Raw genomic sequence first — 15,860 nt, 5'->3', positions numbered from 1 at the left:
CCAGCTGTTATCCCCCAGTATGAGGCAGGTTGCCCACGCGTTACTCACCCGTCCGCCACTAAGATTTAACAAGAATCCGCCGAAGCCTCATCAGCGTTAAATCTCCGTTCGACTTGCATGTGTTAGGCACGCCGCCAGCGTTCATCCTGAGCCAGGATCGAACTCTCACGTTTAAAAGTTTGATCTGACAAAGAACTAAAGCTTGGCTTTTGTTCTGTCCGTTATTTACTAAATCTTTGTTCTGAATAATTCTCTTGGAATTTTTCAGGGTTGCATTACTGTTTATTTGTCAATGTACAATGAGCTTCAAAACCGCTCTGTTACCGCGTTTGCAGTGTATCTTGTCTGCATCAGCAACGAATATAACTATATCACTGCATATATTTAATGTCAACAACATTTTTCAAATTTTTTTGGTAAATTTTTATAACGTACTTTTTTGACTTTTATTATATAAAAAAGCCCGCTATAAAAGCGGGCTCTAAATCCTATGTGGCTCCAGTGTTCATGCGTTATTTGAGGTTGATCTTCTGCTCCTGACCATCCTGTGTAACTATGAGACCTAAATTTTGGATATTTGATGTGTCTTTTTCATTTATCTGTGTCAAAACTACAAGACTTTCATGTGCTTTTGACTCTATGCTACCTATATAAGAAGCTAGGTCATTAGGCAGGAATGTAACTGATGAATAGCCTAGATTCTTGCCATTTAGCTTGATCTGGAACAAGAGCTTTAGATTGATCATATTAACTTCCTTGGTTGAAGATGAAGCATTATAAAGATCAAATCTAAGTACTAAGAGTTTTTTACCATTATCAGCGTTAACAACATAGCTCTTGGAGCTCTCTGGATATGTACTAGAAATAGAATATCCCTGATATGAAAGGAATATGTCTGGCATTATCTCCTGAGAGTCCTCTGAAGATAATGTGATGGCAGATGGATCATAGCCTGCTGATTCTGAGCCAGAACCAGTTGTAGCTGACTCTTCACTGCTTGTTCCAGCTGCCTCATCCTCTGATGAGCCTATAGCCACCATCTCTTCACCATCATCGATATTATCTGTACTATCAAATGTATCTGGTTCTTCTGTATCTGAAGTTACAGGAGGAGTGTAAGTCTGCTGCTGATTCTTTTCTTCTTCAGCCTTCTTCTTTTCTTCTCTTTCCTTTTTCCTAGCGTCTCTGTCTCTCTGGTCCTGCTCTTCCTTGGCATCAACATAGGTGAGCTTTGCCTGTCCATTATTGGAATACTTCATTAACAGACCAACAGCATACTCAACGGTCTGATTATACTGTTCCTCTGTAAGATCAGGAAACTTCTCACCGCATCCAGTGAGAGCTAATACTGTGCTTAATAAAATTATGATTCCAGGTAATCTCTTGCCCCTCATAAATACCCCTTTTACTTTGTCTCTAATTCAAAATAGAACTCTACGCCATTGTCGTAGTTTTTAACGCCGTATGCTTGGTGCATACCTTCCATGATAGCCTTAACAATAGAAAGACCTACACCACTACCACCATATTCTCTGGTTCTAGCTTTATCAACTTTATAAAACTTCTCCCAGATATGATCTAGGCTCTCTTCAGGAATTGGCTTACCTGTATTAAATACAGATACCCGCACATGATTGTCTTCCTGGATGAGCTTGATCTCTATGATCTTGTCACCATCTATATGATTAAGAGCGTTACTATAGAAGTTCTGGAGGACTTCTTCGATCTTGAATTCGTCTCCCCATACAAATATCGGCTCATAATCATCAAATTTAATAGTTACATCCTTTTGTTTTGCCAAAAGTTCCGCTGATTTGATATAGTTGCGGATCATATCCACAATATCAAAGCGGTCCATATTGGCACTATCATTACCAAATTCAAGCTGGTTCAGTGTCAGTAGCTTTTTTACCATGATATTCATCTTGGATGCTTCATCCATGATGACTTCGCAGTAGAAGTTACGGCTCTCTTCGTCATCGCTGATACCTTCCTTGAGGCCTTCTGCATATCCCTGGATCAGAGCTATTGGAGTCTTGAGTTCATGAGAAACGTTTGAAAGGAACTCTTTTCTCATCTCATCAATCTCTTCCTTCTGGGCGATATCATGCTTCAGGGCTATATTAGCTTTTTTGAGCTCCTTAATGGTACTCTCAAGGGTCTCAGAAAGTTCATTCATATTCTGACCAAGTACATCGATCTCGTTAGAATAGCTCTCTAGATTCTCATACTTAGCTTCGAAATTAAGTTTTTTCATCTGATCAGAGATAAGATACAGTCTCTTGATCGGGTCAGTAACCTTTTTGGAAATATACAAGATAAATATAGAACCAACTACAATGGCTATAATACCTACGTAAGCCATGAATGTGTTAGAAATGATAACGTTATCCCTGATACTCTCCATTGTAGATCTTACAAGTACCAGGTTGCCGCTACCTACAACCCCCCACATATCAAGATATTTTCTACCTGTAGCTCTGTCCATATCCATCTGAAGTGTATAGCCATCGCCGTAATCAAGGATCTCTCTGGTCTCGAACTCACCTGTAGTATTAGATGATGAGGTGAGCATATTCTCCCAAAGGAGCTTGGCCAAAAACTCTACATTACTGGTAGATGATTTAACAGTCTTGGAATCTGCGTCCAAAACGATCATCTCAATGTTGTAGCGCTCACAGATATGACCAATTTCCTGATCAAACTCCTCAGATGTAATATCTCCATCAGTTATAGCCTGTGCAATACTCCTATAGGCCTGTATGATAGCTTCTCTCTTGTTCTGCACATAGAACTTCTCCATGAAAAAGAGATTTATCAAAAGGATAAGTCCGAATGTGAGGAACATAATAGAGATAAAAGTAGCACTAATCTCAAATCTTATGGAATGTGTCTTTTTTATATTTGTAGAATTATCATCAAGCTTCTTCAAATTTGTATCCCATGCCCCAGATTGTCTTGATCATGTCGCCTTTTGAGCCAAGCTTACCACGGAGCTTTTTAACGTGAGTATCAATGGTTCTAGCATCACCAAAATAATCATAGTTCCATACGTTATTAAGAATCTTTTCTCTAGAAAGAGCTACGCCCTTATTCTCAAAGAAGAATGAAAGGAGCTCAAACTCTTTGTAACTAAGCTCAATTTCCTTGCCGTCAACCTGTACGCTGTGGGCAACCTTATTTACAACGATTCCGCCTGCTTCCATAACCTGATTGTTTACGTTCTGGTTGGTTCTACGGAGAATTGCTGAAACTCTTGCTGCGAGGATCTTTGGGCTGAAAGGCTTGGAGATATACTCATCTACTCCAAGTTCAAAACCAAGAAGCTCATCTCTCTCCTCGCTCTTGGCTGTAAGCATGATGATCGGTACCTTAGAGTTATCTCTGATCTCCCTGCAAACCTCCCAACCATCTCTCTTTGGCATCATTACATCCAAGATAACAAGTGAGATATCTTTATCATTATAAAATATATCTAGTGCCTGCTGACCGTCTTCAGCCTCAAGTACTATATATCCATCTTTTGTTAAAAAATCTTTGACGAGTTTTCGCATTCTGCTCTCATCATCAACTACTAATATCTTAAGATCTTCCATCTAGTAATTCCTCCTATCTACTCATCGCCAATATCCTCATGATACCCCTCTGAGCTTTCGATTCCAAGTTTTTTTTCTGCTTCTCGAACAGCCTTTTCTCTCTCTTTGAGTTCTTCATCCCAGGCAGAATAACGGTTTGTCACGTTTCGCTTGTAATTAATTATGTTGTCATTCTCACTGGTAGCAGCGATGATAAACATCAGAATTACTAATATTACAAGAACTACATCAAATACGATTGGAAATATCCTTTTAAACTCAAGCTTTTCCTTTTCTTTTTCTGGTTTGATCCTCTGCTTTACTGTCAGATTCTCAAATGCTGAATGTCTGGTAAAAGAGACTTCTACAGGAATAGGGATAAGATCATCTTCTGAAAAGCCGCTATCAAGCAGCCTCTCCCTTAGATCGATGAGATATCTCCATCCTATTGGTGTCTTAAATATCTTATTTTCAATAGCTTTTTGATAAACAGCAAGCATATCCTTGGGGCGGCTTACCTTTACACGTGACTCTAAGAGTTTTATCTTGGAAAGATCCATATTGGCCTTATCTGCATCTGTCTCAGATAAAAACTCATATCCACCCACAATATTGCTTTTTTCATTATTATCAATTGCCGCCATATTCTGCTCCGTAAGATGCTATGAATACACTGACGCTTCTAGCCTTAAGTGTTCTGTTTCTCCAGGTAAGAGGAGTTGGCCTGTTATAAAAATATTTGCCTGACTCATCGCCTGTATCTACGCACAAAGCCCAATACGCATTTTCTGGAGGGTTTGGAAGCATGATCTGAATATCCTCCCAAAATACGTTTATTGCCAGATATACTATATCATCGTGATTCTTTTTCTTGGAAAATCCTGCGTAACGCACGCATATAACTTTGGAATCCTTAGTTATATTACCATTATCAGGGTTCTCTGTGTGAACTGAAATGAAAGGATATCCACACTGGGCAGGCGCAAGGTCTGACCTGATAGCGGGATGCTTTCTTCTAAACTGTATCATGTTTCTATAGAAGTCAAAATAGCCTTTATTCTTGTTTAGAAGGTCCCAGTTCAGCCAGGAAATCTCATTGTCCTGACAATATGCATTATTATTGCCAAACTGTGTGTTGCCAAATTCATCGCCAGCGTAGACCATAGGCGTACCGCGGCTACACATGAGAACAGTTATTGCATTTCTCATCATTCTAAATCTAAGGTCCAGTACTGCCGGATCATCGGTCTCACCTTCACATCCGCAGTTCCAGCTCCTGTTGTCATTGGCACCATCAGTATTGTTCCAGCCATTATCCTCATTATGCTTGCTGTTATAGGCATACATATCATAGAGAGTAAATCCGTCGTGGCAGGTAATAAAGTTAACTGATGACTCATATCCAAGGTAGGATCCGCCATAAAGGTCCATGGATCCAGTTATTCTTTTAACAGCTTCTGGAGCTGCCCATACATCGCCCTTTAAGTAGGATCTGATATCATCTCTGTATTTACCATTCCACTCAGCCCATCTCTTCCAAGCTGGGAAGTTACCAACCTGATACATTCCGCCTGCGTCCCAGGCCTCAGCGATCAGCTTAGTATTTCCAAGGATAGGGTCATAGGCAAGTCTTTGGATGAGAGGAGGTCTTTCCATTGGCGATCCGTCCTGATCTCGTCCCAAGATACTAGCAAGGTCGAATCTAAATCCATCAACCCTATACTCTTCTACCCAATATCTAAGGCACTGTACAATGAGTTCCTGAACCATAGGATGGTTACAGTTCATAGTATTGCCGCAGCCACTAAAATTGTAATACTGGCCATTTGGCGTCAGCAGGTAGTAAATATTATTGTCAAATCCCTTAAATGAGATAAATGGTCCGTTTTCATTGCCCTCAGCTGTGTGATTGAACACAACATCAAGGATAACCTCGATTCCGTTATCCTTAAGAGCCTTTATCATACGCTTTAATTCTACGCCCTCAGTATTATGCTCTTTATGAGAGGCATAGCTTGTATTTGGGGCAAAAAAGCTGATGGTGTTATAGCCCCAGTAATCTAAAAGAGTCCTGCCGTTAACTTCTCTTTTATCTCTTGTTTCATCAAACTCAAAGATAGGCATAAGCTCAACAGCTGTGATACCAAGTCTCTTTAGATAATCAACCTTTTCCATGATCCCATCAAAGGTTCCTCTGAACTTGACGCCTGAAGAAGGATCCATTGTAAAGCCTCTTACATGAAGCTCATAGATTACAAGGTCACTCATAGGAAGCGTAGAGCTTGATGTATCATTCCATTCAAAGTTATCTCTTACAACTCTTGCTCTATAGGTTCCAGCGCCATTTGGACTCTGTCCCCAGATTCTCTGACCAGAAACTGCCTTAGCATATGGATCAAGTAGCTCATGCTTTTTATCAAACAAAAGACCTTTTTCAGGATCCCATGGACCATCAACCCTGTAGCAATACTCAAGATTTTCAATATCAAGCCCAAATACGATCATAGAATAGACATTACCTATCCTATAGCTCTCTGGAAATGGAATCTCAGCAAAAGGCTGACTTTCGCCCCTATTATATAAGATCAAAGTAATAGATGTAGCGCCGTTAGAATAAGCCGTAAAATTGACACCGTCAGTGAGCATAGTTGCTCCATTCATGTTATAAAGGCCTGGTCTTATCCTAAAACCATTGCACTCGTCTAAGGCCAGCATCTGTCTGCCTAGATCTTGTTTTCTAAGCTCCTTGACCTGACGCTCGCCTATCTCTACCATCTTTTTATTTGATCTGTGTCTTCTAAACTCATTCATAGATTAATTTTATCACATAATTGATTAATTTTCTGTGAAAAAGCAGGCTGTAACCTGTAATAATCCTTAAAAATAAAGAAACGTCCTTGCCTAAAAGACAAGAACGTTTCCGTAATTCGTTCAAATATTAAACAGGATAAGCTCCATTCTTGGTATCTGCTGCAGCAACATCAACTTTCTCCTGCTGTGCAAGACGATACTTGAAGAAGTCTGTAGCAACCTGTGGGAACAATGCATAAGAAAGAGTATCCTCATCCTGCTGCTTCCACTGTGAAACTTCCTTCTCGAACTTATCAAGACCTGGCTGTAACTTGTCAGCTGGTCTGCATGTGATAACTTCTCTATCACCAATGATCTTCTTCTGAACTTCTGGGTTGAAAGGCTTGATTGTCTTACCATACTCACCAGCAAGGAGGTCCTTAGTCTGGTCAGTAGCAACCTTGTATCTCTCGCCCATAAGAACGTTCATAACGGCCTGAGTACCAACGATCTGTGATGAAGGTGTAACAAGAGGTGGCTCACCGAAGTCCTTACGAACCTGTGGGATTTCCTCAAGAACTGTATCATACTTGTCGCTAGCATTCTGCTCTTTGAGCTGGCTAACCATGTTAGAAAGCATTCCGCCAGGAACCTGATACATAAGAGTCTTGATGTTAACACCAAGAACCTTAGGATCCATAAGTCCGTTAGCAAGGCACTCTTCTCTGTATGGTCTGAAGTGATCTGCGATCTTAGCAAGAAGCTTCTGATCAAGACCAGTCTCGAAAGGCTGTCCCTTGAAGGCTTCTACCATAACCTCAGTTGCAGGCTGTGATGTACCAAGAGCGAATGGAGAAATTGCGCAGTCGATAATATCAACACCAGCCTCAGCTGCCTTCATGTATGTCATGCTGGCAACACCTGAAGTGTAGTGTGTATGAAGATCGATAGGAAGGCTTGTAGCACTCTTAAGAGCCTTAACAAGCTTCTCTGCCTCGTAAGGAAGAAGAAGTCCAGCCATATCCTTGATACAGATTGAATCTGCACCCATTGACTCGATATCTTTAGCGATGTTCATCCAGTACTCTTCTGTATAAGCATCACCAAGTGTGTATGCAAGAGCGATCTGAGCGTGTCCGCCCTCTTTCTTACATGCCTTAACTGAAGCCTCAAGGTTTCTAAGGTCGTTAAGACAGTCAAAAATTCTGATAATATCAATACCATTTGCGATTGACTTCTGAACAAAGTACTCAACTACATCATCTGGATAGTGCTTGTATCCAAGGATGTTCTGTCCACGAAGGAGCATCTGAAGCTTTGTGTTCTTGAAGCCTGCACGGAGCTTACGAAGTCTCTCCCATGGATCCTCTTTAAGGAATCTCATGCAAGCATCAAATGTAGCACCGCCCCAGCACTCTACTGCGTTATATCCAACCTTATCCATTGTATCAATAATAGGCAACATAACCTCAGTAGGCATTCTTGTTGCGATAAGTGACTGATGAGCATCACGCAGAACAGTCTCATTGATACGAACTGGTTTTCTCTCTAATTCTGCCATATCTATTATTATCCTTTCTATTCTTTATTAAACTCCAAATACTGCCATGAAAGTACCAGCAACTACAGCTGTACCAATAACTCCGGCAACGTTAGGTCCCATAGCATGCATCAAAAGGAAGTTTGAAGGATCATACTCTGCACCAACCTTCTGAGATACTCTGGCTGCCATAGGAACGGCTGATACACCAGCTGAACCAATGAGCGGATTGATCTTGCCCTTAGTGATCAAGCAAAGGAGCTTACCAAGAAGACATCCAGCAGCTGTACCAAAAGCGAAAGCAATAAGACCAAGTACAACGATGATAAGAGTTGTCTTGTTGAGGAATGCCTCAGCACTTGTTGTAGCACCAACTGATGTACCAAGAAGGATAACTACGATGTACATAAGTGCGTTAGAAGCTGTTTCCTGAAGCTGTCTAACAACGCCTGACTCTCTAAAGAGGTTACCAAGCATAAGCATACCGATAAGAGGAGCAGTTGTAGGAAGGATCATACTTACTACGATAGTAACGATAACTGGGAAAAGAATCTTCTCAACCTTAGATACTTCTCTAAGCTGCTGCATTCTGATCTTTCTCTCTTTATCAGTTGTAAGAAGCTTCATAATAGGAGGCTGAATCATAGGAACCAGAGCCATGTATGAGTACGCAGCTACTGCGATAGGTCCTAAGATAGAAGTCTGGTGAAGCTTACTAGCAAGGAAAATAGATGTAGGGCCATCTGCACCACCGATGATTGATACTGCTGCAGCCTGCTGATCATTGAAGCCAAAGAAAATGGCCATGAAGTAAGCAGAGAAAATACCGAACTGAGCACCAGCACCCATCAGGAAGCTTATTGGGTTAGCAATAAGTGGTCCAAAGTCTGTCATAGCGCCAACTCCCAAGAAAATAAGTGAAGGGAGGATAGCATATTCATCCAGAATATAGAAATAATGTAAAAGTCCACCTGCTGCTCCATTAACTGGCTCAGCCATGATATCTGGATAGATGTTTACAAGAAGCATACCAAAAGAAATTGGTACCAAAAGCAAAGGCTCAAATCCCTTGGCAATAGCAAGATACAAGAACACCAAAGCTACAACTACCATGATGTAGTTACCAGGTGTCATTGATGTAAATGCTGTTTGATCCCAGAGATTAGATAATGTCTGAATTATGTAATCCATTTTTTATCCTCATTTCTGTTTTTATAAAACAATATTATCTCTGACTACTATCAGTTAAGAGTAGCAAGAACTGTTCCAGCCTCAACTGAATCACCAGCAGCTACATCAACGCTTGCTACTGTTCCGTCAGCAGGAGCAACCATAGGGATTTCCATCTTCATTGACTCGATAGTTACTACTGTGTCGCCCTTCTTAACAGCCTGTCCAACGTTAGCGTTGATCTTAAGTACCTTACCAGCGGCACCAGCCTCAACCTTGATTGAACCTGCACCAGCGCTAGCCTTCTTAACAGGAGCTGCTGGAGCCTTAGCTACAGGTGCTGCAGCTGCTACAGGAGCGCCTGAACCTGCACCTTCTTCTACTGTTACATCATATACGTTTCCATTAACGGTTATTGTATAGTTCTTCATTGTTATACTCCTTTTATCTCTTCCAATTTTTGCTTACTTTTCTAATTGATCTAACCTGGAATCCATCAGTGCTAGCGCTGCCTTCATATGCTGCAATAGCTGCTGCAATAACTGCTACAAGCTCTGCATCACCAGAGAGGCCTTCCTGCTCTGCAATCTGATTGATTGTGTTGTCCATAGCCTTCTTAGTGATCTCTTTATCACTTTCTTTCTTTTTCTTCTTTCCACCAAAGAAGATTGGGAAAAGAGAAATAATAAGAGAAATGATAATAAGGATTGCGAATGCCATACCCATACCAAGAAGAGTATTAAGTCCGGCGTTCTCAAGCCTTTCACCAGTAGTCTTGTTGATTGTAACACCAATATCTGTTGGCTCAAACTCGTTATTCAGATAAATCTTCATGATAGCTGAGTGCTTGGTACCCTGAATGGTAGCATCCACTACAAGCTTTCCATCTTTATCAAATGAATAACTTACATCACTAATGCTTAAGTTATCCGCTAAGCTCTTAGAATCGCCGTAGCCAAGCTCTTTAAGTGCCTTATACCAGCTTGTATATCCGCTCTTGTAAACAAGATATTGAGACTCGTCTACACCTCTAAGATAATATGCCTGCTGAGCTTCATCTTTATCGATGTCCATTGCGAGTGAAACATAAAGCTCATCCTCAAAATTCTCAGGTGTAACGCCATCTAAATACCAATTTTCAAAGTAGTTATCTTCTACTGCATGAGCATAATTTTCAATAGCAGTCTGATTGAAGAATCCTACAGGATATTTGCTGTTACTAGAAGCATCTGACTGTGACTCTGCTCCACAAGCACTAAGACTTAAAAGACAGCTAAGCATTACTCCCAAAACTAAAAATTTACGTTTCATTTTGAGTGCTCCCTTCTTTAAACTGTGCCGTGTTTTTTAGCAGGACGTTCATCCCTCTTTGTAAAAAGCATCTCGAAAGCGCCAATTACATATTTTCTAGTATCTGCTGGTTCGATGATCTCATCAACATATCCTCTAGCTGCAGCACTCTTAACATTGTTCTGAAGCTGAGCATACTCTGCTGCAGTCTTAGAAACTGTCTCTGCATCCTTGCCATCGCAGATGATCTTAGCTGCAAGGTTAGCATCCATTGTACCGATCTGTGCATCTGGCCAGCTGATTGTAACGTCAGCACCGATTGCCTTAGAGTTCATAACAACGTATGCACTACCAAATGCCTTCTCAGTGATAAGGTTAACCTTAGGAACTGTAGCATTTGCAAGAGCAAATACAAGTCTGCCGGCTGCCTTAGCAACATGCTTCTCGTCGCACTTTGATGAACCAAAGCCTGTTGAATTTGTAAGTGTAAGAACTGGAAGATCAAAAGCATCGCAGAAGTTTACGAAATCTGCAGCCTTCTCACATGCGTGAGCTGTAAGTCTGCCATCGAACTTCTCTGCCTCTTTTCCATTCTCATCAAAGATAGCTGTACGGTTTCCAACAAGACCAACAGTTGCGCCGTTGAGTTTGATGAATCCTGTAACCATCTCTTTTGCGTAATCTCTCTTTGTTTCAAAGAAAAGACCATTATCAGAAATCTGAGCTGCAACAAGTGCTGGATCAGCTGCTGCACCGTCAAGATTCTCACATGCTCTGTTAAGATCATCTGAGCATTCCTGATATGAATCTGAATCCTCATTATTAGAAGGAAGTATAGATACAAGTTCTCTGATCTGTGCATAGATTGAAGCCTCATCTGCTACAACGTCTACGCTGCCAGTCTCAGAGCTCTGCCACTTCGCTGCTGAAGTGTCACATTTCTCCTTGTAATTACCCTCAAGAACGTTAGGTGAATTAACAAAAAGCTTAGCCTTCTGCTCTTCCATGAAAGTGAAGTCTGTGATTGAAGGAATAAGTGCAAGTCCACCACCACATGTACCAAAAATAGCTGTGATCTGTGGAACTACTCCAGAAGCCTCCACCTGCTTAAGATAAATCTCGCCAAATGCATTAAGTGCATCTGTAGCCTCCTGAAGACGAAGTCCAGCTGAATCGATAAGACCGATTACAGGTGAGCCAGTCTTGATTGCCAGTTCATACAGGCGGACAATCTTCTTTGCATGCATCTCGCCAATTGATCCGCCAAGTACAGACGCATCCTGACTATAAACATATACAAGATTGCCATTGATAACACCATATCCAGTAACAACGCCGTCTGATGGTGTTTCTTCCTGTTTCAGATTGAAATCTGTGCTTCTGGCTGTCACAAGGCCGCCGATTTCAACGAAACTGTTTTCGTCGAGCAAAGCATTAATTCTTTGACTCGCTTGTGAAGAACTACTCATTTCTTTACCTCCGATATATATAGTGTAAGTTTTGATGATACTACATAAAACCGCAACTTAAGTCAGATTATAGTATAGCATAAAAGAAGCCAAAAAAAAGGAAAAATACATAAAAAATATAGTATTTTCCCTAAATTTTAAGATTATATATCAAGTTTTACATTTATTTCCTGCTCTGCCTGAGCTTTAAACTCTTCAACCTGCACAGTTCCTATAGCTGGAAGGTCCTCAAGAGATCTAACTCCAAAGCTTCTAAGGAACTCTTCTGTGGTTCCAAATAAAAGAGGTCTTCCTGGAGCATCAAGTCTTCCAAGTTCCTGGACCAACCCGAATTCTACAAGTCTGTTAACAGCGTGATCACTGTTTACTCCGCGGATCTTTTCAACTTCAAGTCTTGTAATAGGCTGTTTGTAAGCAATAATAGAAAGAGTTTCCATAAGTGAATCAGTAAGCACTGCCTTTTTAGGAGCCTTGGCTATCTTCACAAGATACTCATACATTTCCTTTTTGGTACAGAGCTGAACTGCACTTTCAAGCTCTATAAGTCCGATACCGCTATCTTCTTTTGAATACTTCTCTTTGAGGTATTCTATATACTTCTTAACTTCTTTGGACTCTGTCTCCATAGCCTTTGCAAGGGCACTTATCTCAACAGAATCTCCCATAGTAAAAAGAATTGCTTCTACTATGCTTGCACCTTCTTCTCTTGTCATTATTTAACTTGCCTTTCTGGACGTAATGATAATGTCACCAAATGTAGTTTCCTGTTCGATCTCAATGTCGCCGAGCTTCATCTCTTCAAGGATAACCAAAAAGGTAACTATAATTTCAGTCTTACTGTGCTGCTTTTCAAGTAGCTGTCTGAAGCTGAATTTGGAATGCTCGCGAATGTAAGCCTTGATATACAAGGTCTTGGCATCCATATCGATCTCTTCCTTCTCGATATTACCGAATTTACTTCGGATAGGGTCAACCTTATCTTCCTGTCTCTTTAGAAGTTCCTGGAATATCTCGTTGAGCTTGGTAAGAGTTGCATCCCCAAGCATTTCAGAAAAGTCTATTGGCACTTCGTAGTCCTTAACTTCCTTAGGGATATTCTTTTCCCTGAACCACTGCATATCCGCATCCATCTGCCTATCCTTAAGTTCGTAGGCCATGTACTTGTACATCTTGTATTCAAGGAGCTTCTCAACAAGTTCTGCTCTAGGATCCTCTTCCTCGCCGTCCTCGTTGACTTCCTTAGGAAGGAGCATCTTGCATTTAATATCAATAAGTGTCGCTGCCATTACTAGGAATTCACTGGTTACTTCCATGTCTTCCTTTTGCATGGCATTAATATATTCCATGTACTGCTCTGTGATGGTAACAATAGGAATATCATAAATATCTATCTGGTTTTTATCAATCAGGTGCATCAAAAGGTCAAGCGGTCCCTCAAACACCTGAAGTTTAATCTCTAATGACATATCATGCCTTTCTGATCCTGATAACGCAGACTTCACCCGGATTATAGAATCTCACGTGAATAGTGTGAGTTCCAAGGCCTCTGCTGAGGATCATAGTATTACCTTCTTTTTCAAACTTTCCACCATCAAACCTTGGGAAAAGAGCTATGGCAGGCGAAATAACACCACCTATTAAAGGAAGTCTCACAATACCGCCATGAACGTGGCCAGCCACAGTAAGGTTAGCGCCCCATTCCGTATATTCGTTAAAATACTGAGGGTTATGAGCTATCAAAACATTAAATTTATCTCTATTACTATCACCAACAAGTCTATTAATGTAGCCCTTATCCATGGACTTTTTAGTGATCTTTTTAAAGTACTCAAGTCCAAGGTCAAGACCCGTGATCCTGATGTTGTTTTCTATCACCACAGAGTCATTTTCAAGGAAAACAATTCCTTTTTGAGACAGCTTATTCCGATATCTATCATAGAAATTGCCATACTCCTTGGTGAAAGCTTTCATCTTGTGCTCATGATTACCATTACCATAGTAGATCTTGTACTTGGAGGAAAGAGCGGATAACAGCTCAAAACCAGGCTTATACTGAATCTCTCCTTTTATCTTAGTTGCAGTAAACATATCTCCTGCCACAAGGATCGCATCAGGTGATATCTCATCAACAGCCTCATAGAGCTTCACATTATCCTTACCAAATTCATATCCATGAAGATCTGATAAAAGGACAAAGGTATAGTCCCTGTCTACTCTATCAGATGATACCTCATAATTTCTAACAACAAAGGTATGGGTGTCGTGATAGATCACAGCGACTACAAAAGCCAATATTAAGATCAGAATAATACAAATATATATCCACATAATCTCAACTCATTTTTGACGTAACAAATCTAATTTTAACATATACCCTTGTCAAAATGAACTTCACTTTTCTAAAGCTTTTTAGGCGCTCTTTTTCTGGGAAAAGAGCTTGATTCCATAAATAGTAACAACTGTCAAAACTATGCCAATTGGAAGGCAGATGAGCCAGTTTCTTACAAAACCAGTAATGATATAAACAACAAGTGATAAAGCAGCTGCAGTCATAGCATATGGAAGCTGTGTTGATACATGGTCAATATGCTCGCACTGTGCTCCTGCACTAGCCATGATTGTTGTATCTGAAATTGGTGAGCAATGATCACCGCAAACAGCACCAGCCATACATGCAGAGATTGAAATGATCATAAGTTCATTATCAATGTTGCCACCAAATACGTTTACTACGATAGGAATAAGGATACCAAAGGTTCCCCATGAGGTTCCTGTTGCAAAAGCAAGGAAGGTTCCAACAACAAATACAAGTGCTGGCAAGAAGCTCATAAGTCCGTCATGATGAGCGATGTTATCAACAATACCAGCTACGTAGGATGCAGCGCCAAGTGAATCTGTCATAGACTTAAGTGTCCAAGCAAATGTAAGAACAAGTACTGCAGGAACCATGCTCTTAAAGCCTTCTGGTATTGCGTTCATGCAATCGCTAAAGCTAAGGACTCTTGTCAAAAGGAAAAATACAATAGTAATGATAAGTGCTACTACAGAGCCATAAGCAAGTCCTACAGAAGCATCTGAGTTAGAGAATGCATCAACAAAGCTCTCTCCCTCAAAGAATCCGCCCGTGTAGATCATGCCGATAACGCAGCAGATAATAAGGCATACGATTGGAAGAACAAGATGAATAACTCTACCTCTAAGAGATGTTGGAGGAGTTGGCTGATCTTCAGCACCAGTGATACTTGGATGAAGCTCATGCTTTGCCTTTTTAGAGTTAGACTTGATGCTCTGCTCAGCATTTTTCATTGGTCCGAAGTCATAATTTGTCAGTGTAAGTGTGATCATCATTGCAAAAGTTAAGAACGCATAGAAGTTATAAGGAATAGCTTTTACAAAAAGGGAAAGTCCATTGGCACCATCAACGAAGCCTGTTACTGCAGCTGCCCAAGAAGAAATAGGAGCAATAATGCAGACAGGAGCTGCTGTTGCATCAATAAGATAAGCAAGCTTTTCTCTTGAGATCTTGTGTTTGTCTGTAACAGGTCTCATAACTGAGCCAACTGTAAGACAGTTAAAATAGTCATCTATAAAAATTAGGACACCTAAAAGGATTGTGGCAAACTGTGCACCAGTCTTGGTCTTAACATGATCAACCGCCCATCTACCAAAAGCAGCAGATCCGCCAGCACGATTCATAAGCATTACCATACTTCCCAAAACTACAAGGAAGATAAGTATTCCCACATTCCATGAGTCTGAAAGCTGAGCGATCATACCATCAACAAATACGTGCTCCATAGTTCCAGAAAAGCTAAATCCACTATATAGAAGTCCACCAACAACAATACCTATAAATAATGAAGAATAAACTTCCTTAGTAATAAGCGCCAATGCAATAGCTATAATTGGCGGCAATAATGACCAAATAGTTCCCACAAACATTCCTTTTTTCCTCCTGAAAAATTTATCTAATTAACATTTTAAAACGTTGCACTGTTATATTATCAATCGAAAATGCATAAGTCT

Annotated in this window: 14 protein-coding genes and 1 rRNA gene; all 15 read right to left on the bottom strand. The window is 40.5% G+C overall.

Features of this window, described 5'->3' with window-relative positions; genetic code table 11:
- A 16S ribosomal RNA gene (locus BLS24_RS14395) occupies positions 1-173 on the bottom strand; the annotation flags it as partial.
- A gap of 339 nt (positions 174-512) precedes the next feature.
- Positions 513-1,394, bottom strand: a complete 882-nt coding sequence (locus BLS24_RS14390) for a hypothetical protein (protein WP_091760724.1) — start codon at positions 1,392-1,394, stop codon at positions 513-515.
- An 11-nt stretch (positions 1,395-1,405) separates the two neighbouring features.
- Positions 1,406-2,932, bottom strand: coding sequence for a sensor histidine kinase (locus BLS24_RS14385; protein ID WP_330388286.1), 1,527 nt, complete (start codon positions 2,930-2,932; stop codon positions 1,406-1,408).
- A complete protein-coding gene (locus BLS24_RS14380) occupies positions 2,919-3,596 on the bottom strand; it encodes a response regulator transcription factor (RefSeq protein WP_072701955.1) in 678 nt (225 codons plus the stop codon). Before BLS24_RS14380 ends, BLS24_RS14385 begins: the two co-directional genes overlap by 14 nt.
- A 17-nt stretch (positions 3,597-3,613) precedes the next feature.
- Positions 3,614-4,219, bottom strand: coding sequence for a hypothetical protein (locus BLS24_RS14375; protein ID WP_091760722.1), 606 nt, complete (start codon positions 4,217-4,219; stop codon positions 3,614-3,616).
- A complete protein-coding gene (gene glgX / locus BLS24_RS14370) occupies positions 4,206-6,350 on the bottom strand; it encodes a glycogen debranching protein GlgX (protein ID WP_442857229.1) in 2,145 nt (714 codons plus the stop codon). Before glgX ends, BLS24_RS14375 begins: the two co-directional genes overlap by 14 nt.
- A 163-nt stretch (positions 6,351-6,513) precedes the next feature.
- Positions 6,514-7,926: an oxaloacetate decarboxylase subunit alpha gene (locus BLS24_RS14365; protein ID WP_091760716.1), complete on the bottom strand. Its 1,413-nt coding sequence runs from the start codon at positions 7,924-7,926 to the stop codon at positions 6,514-6,516.
- A gap of 27 nt (positions 7,927-7,953) precedes the next feature.
- Positions 7,954-9,096 (bottom strand): sodium ion-translocating decarboxylase subunit beta, encoded by a 1,143-nt coding sequence (locus BLS24_RS14360; RefSeq protein WP_071175897.1) that lies wholly within the window; start codon positions 9,094-9,096, stop codon positions 7,954-7,956.
- Between the two features lie 50 nt (positions 9,097-9,146).
- A complete protein-coding gene (locus tag BLS24_RS14355; RefSeq protein ID WP_071175896.1) occupies positions 9,147-9,506 on the bottom strand; it encodes a biotin/lipoyl-containing protein in 360 nt (119 codons plus the stop codon).
- A 13-nt stretch (positions 9,507-9,519) separates the two neighbouring features.
- Positions 9,520-10,386 carry an OadG family transporter subunit gene (locus BLS24_RS14350; protein WP_091760713.1) on the bottom strand — a complete coding sequence of 289 codons (867 nt, stop codon included), beginning with the start codon at positions 10,384-10,386 and terminating at the stop codon, positions 9,520-9,522.
- Between the two features lie 17 nt (positions 10,387-10,403).
- The gene (locus BLS24_RS14345; protein ID WP_091760710.1) at positions 10,404-11,834 is read right to left on the bottom strand and encodes an acyl-CoA carboxylase subunit beta; all 1,431 of its coding nucleotides are present in this window, start codon (positions 11,832-11,834) and stop codon (positions 10,404-10,406) included.
- A gap of 143 nt (positions 11,835-11,977) precedes the next feature.
- Positions 11,978-12,547, bottom strand: a complete 570-nt coding sequence (scpB, locus tag BLS24_RS14340; RefSeq protein WP_091760707.1) for an SMC-Scp complex subunit ScpB — start codon at positions 12,545-12,547, stop codon at positions 11,978-11,980.
- Positions 12,548-12,550: 3 nt separating this feature from the next.
- On the bottom strand, positions 12,551-13,300 hold the full coding sequence (locus BLS24_RS14335; protein ID WP_091760704.1) for a segregation and condensation protein A: 750 nt from the start codon (positions 13,298-13,300) through the stop codon (positions 12,551-12,553).
- 1 nt (position 13,301) lies between these two features.
- Positions 13,302-14,162 carry a metallophosphoesterase gene (locus BLS24_RS14330; protein ID WP_091760701.1) on the bottom strand — a complete coding sequence of 287 codons (861 nt, stop codon included), beginning with the start codon at positions 14,160-14,162 and terminating at the stop codon, positions 13,302-13,304.
- Between the two features lie 81 nt (positions 14,163-14,243).
- Entirely contained in the window at positions 14,244-15,776 is a 1,533-nt protein-coding gene (locus BLS24_RS14325; RefSeq protein ID WP_091760698.1) for a Na+/H+ antiporter NhaC family protein, read from the bottom strand.
- Positions 15,777-15,860 lie beyond the last annotated feature (84 nt).

The sequence above is a fragment of the Butyrivibrio sp. INlla18 genome (assembly GCF_900103635.1).
In the GTDB taxonomy this organism is placed as follows: domain Bacteria; phylum Bacillota; class Clostridia; order Lachnospirales; family Lachnospiraceae; genus Butyrivibrio.
The sequence above is the reverse complement of the archived record's forward strand: the minus strand, read 5'-3'. Positions and strand labels throughout refer to the sequence as shown.

Excerpts from the sequence above, each read along its gene's own strand:
- BLS24_RS14390 (WP_091760724.1), bottom strand. The coding sequence starts at position 1,394 with ATGAGGGGCAAGAGATTACCTGGAATCATAATTTTATTAAGCACAGTA.
- BLS24_RS14380 (WP_072701955.1), bottom strand. The coding sequence starts at position 3,596 with ATGGAAGATCTTAAGATATTAGTAGTTGATGATGAGAGCAGAATGCGA.
- BLS24_RS14375 (WP_091760722.1), bottom strand. The coding sequence starts at position 4,219 with ATGGCGGCAATTGATAATAATGAAAAAAGCAATATTGTGGGTGGATAT.
- glgX (WP_442857229.1), bottom strand. The coding sequence starts at position 6,350 with ATGGTAGAGATAGGCGAGCGTCAGGTCAAGGAGCTTAGAAAACAAGAT.
- BLS24_RS14365 (WP_091760716.1), bottom strand. The coding sequence starts at position 7,926 with ATGGCAGAATTAGAGAGAAAACCAGTTCGTATCAATGAGACTGTTCTG.
- BLS24_RS14360 (WP_071175897.1), bottom strand. The coding sequence starts at position 9,096 with ATGGATTACATAATTCAGACATTATCTAATCTCTGGGATCAAACAGCA.
- BLS24_RS14355 (WP_071175896.1), bottom strand. The coding sequence starts at position 9,506 with ATGAAGAACTATACAATAACCGTTAATGGAAACGTATATGATGTAACA.
- BLS24_RS14350 (WP_091760713.1), bottom strand. The coding sequence starts at position 10,386 with ATGAAACGTAAATTTTTAGTTTTGGGAGTAATGCTTAGCTGTCTTTTA.
- BLS24_RS14345 (WP_091760710.1), bottom strand. The coding sequence starts at position 11,834 with ATGAGTAGTTCTTCACAAGCGAGTCAAAGAATTAATGCTTTGCTCGAC.
- scpB (WP_091760707.1), bottom strand. The coding sequence starts at position 12,547 with ATGACAAGAGAAGAAGGTGCAAGCATAGTAGAAGCAATTCTTTTTACT.
- BLS24_RS14335 (WP_091760704.1), bottom strand. The coding sequence starts at position 13,300 with ATGTCATTAGAGATTAAACTTCAGGTGTTTGAGGGACCGCTTGACCTT.
- BLS24_RS14330 (WP_091760701.1), bottom strand. The coding sequence starts at position 14,162 with ATGTGGATATATATTTGTATTATTCTGATCTTAATATTGGCTTTTGTA.
- BLS24_RS14325 (WP_091760698.1), bottom strand. The coding sequence starts at position 15,776 with ATGTTTGTGGGAACTATTTGGTCATTATTGCCGCCAATTATAGCTATT.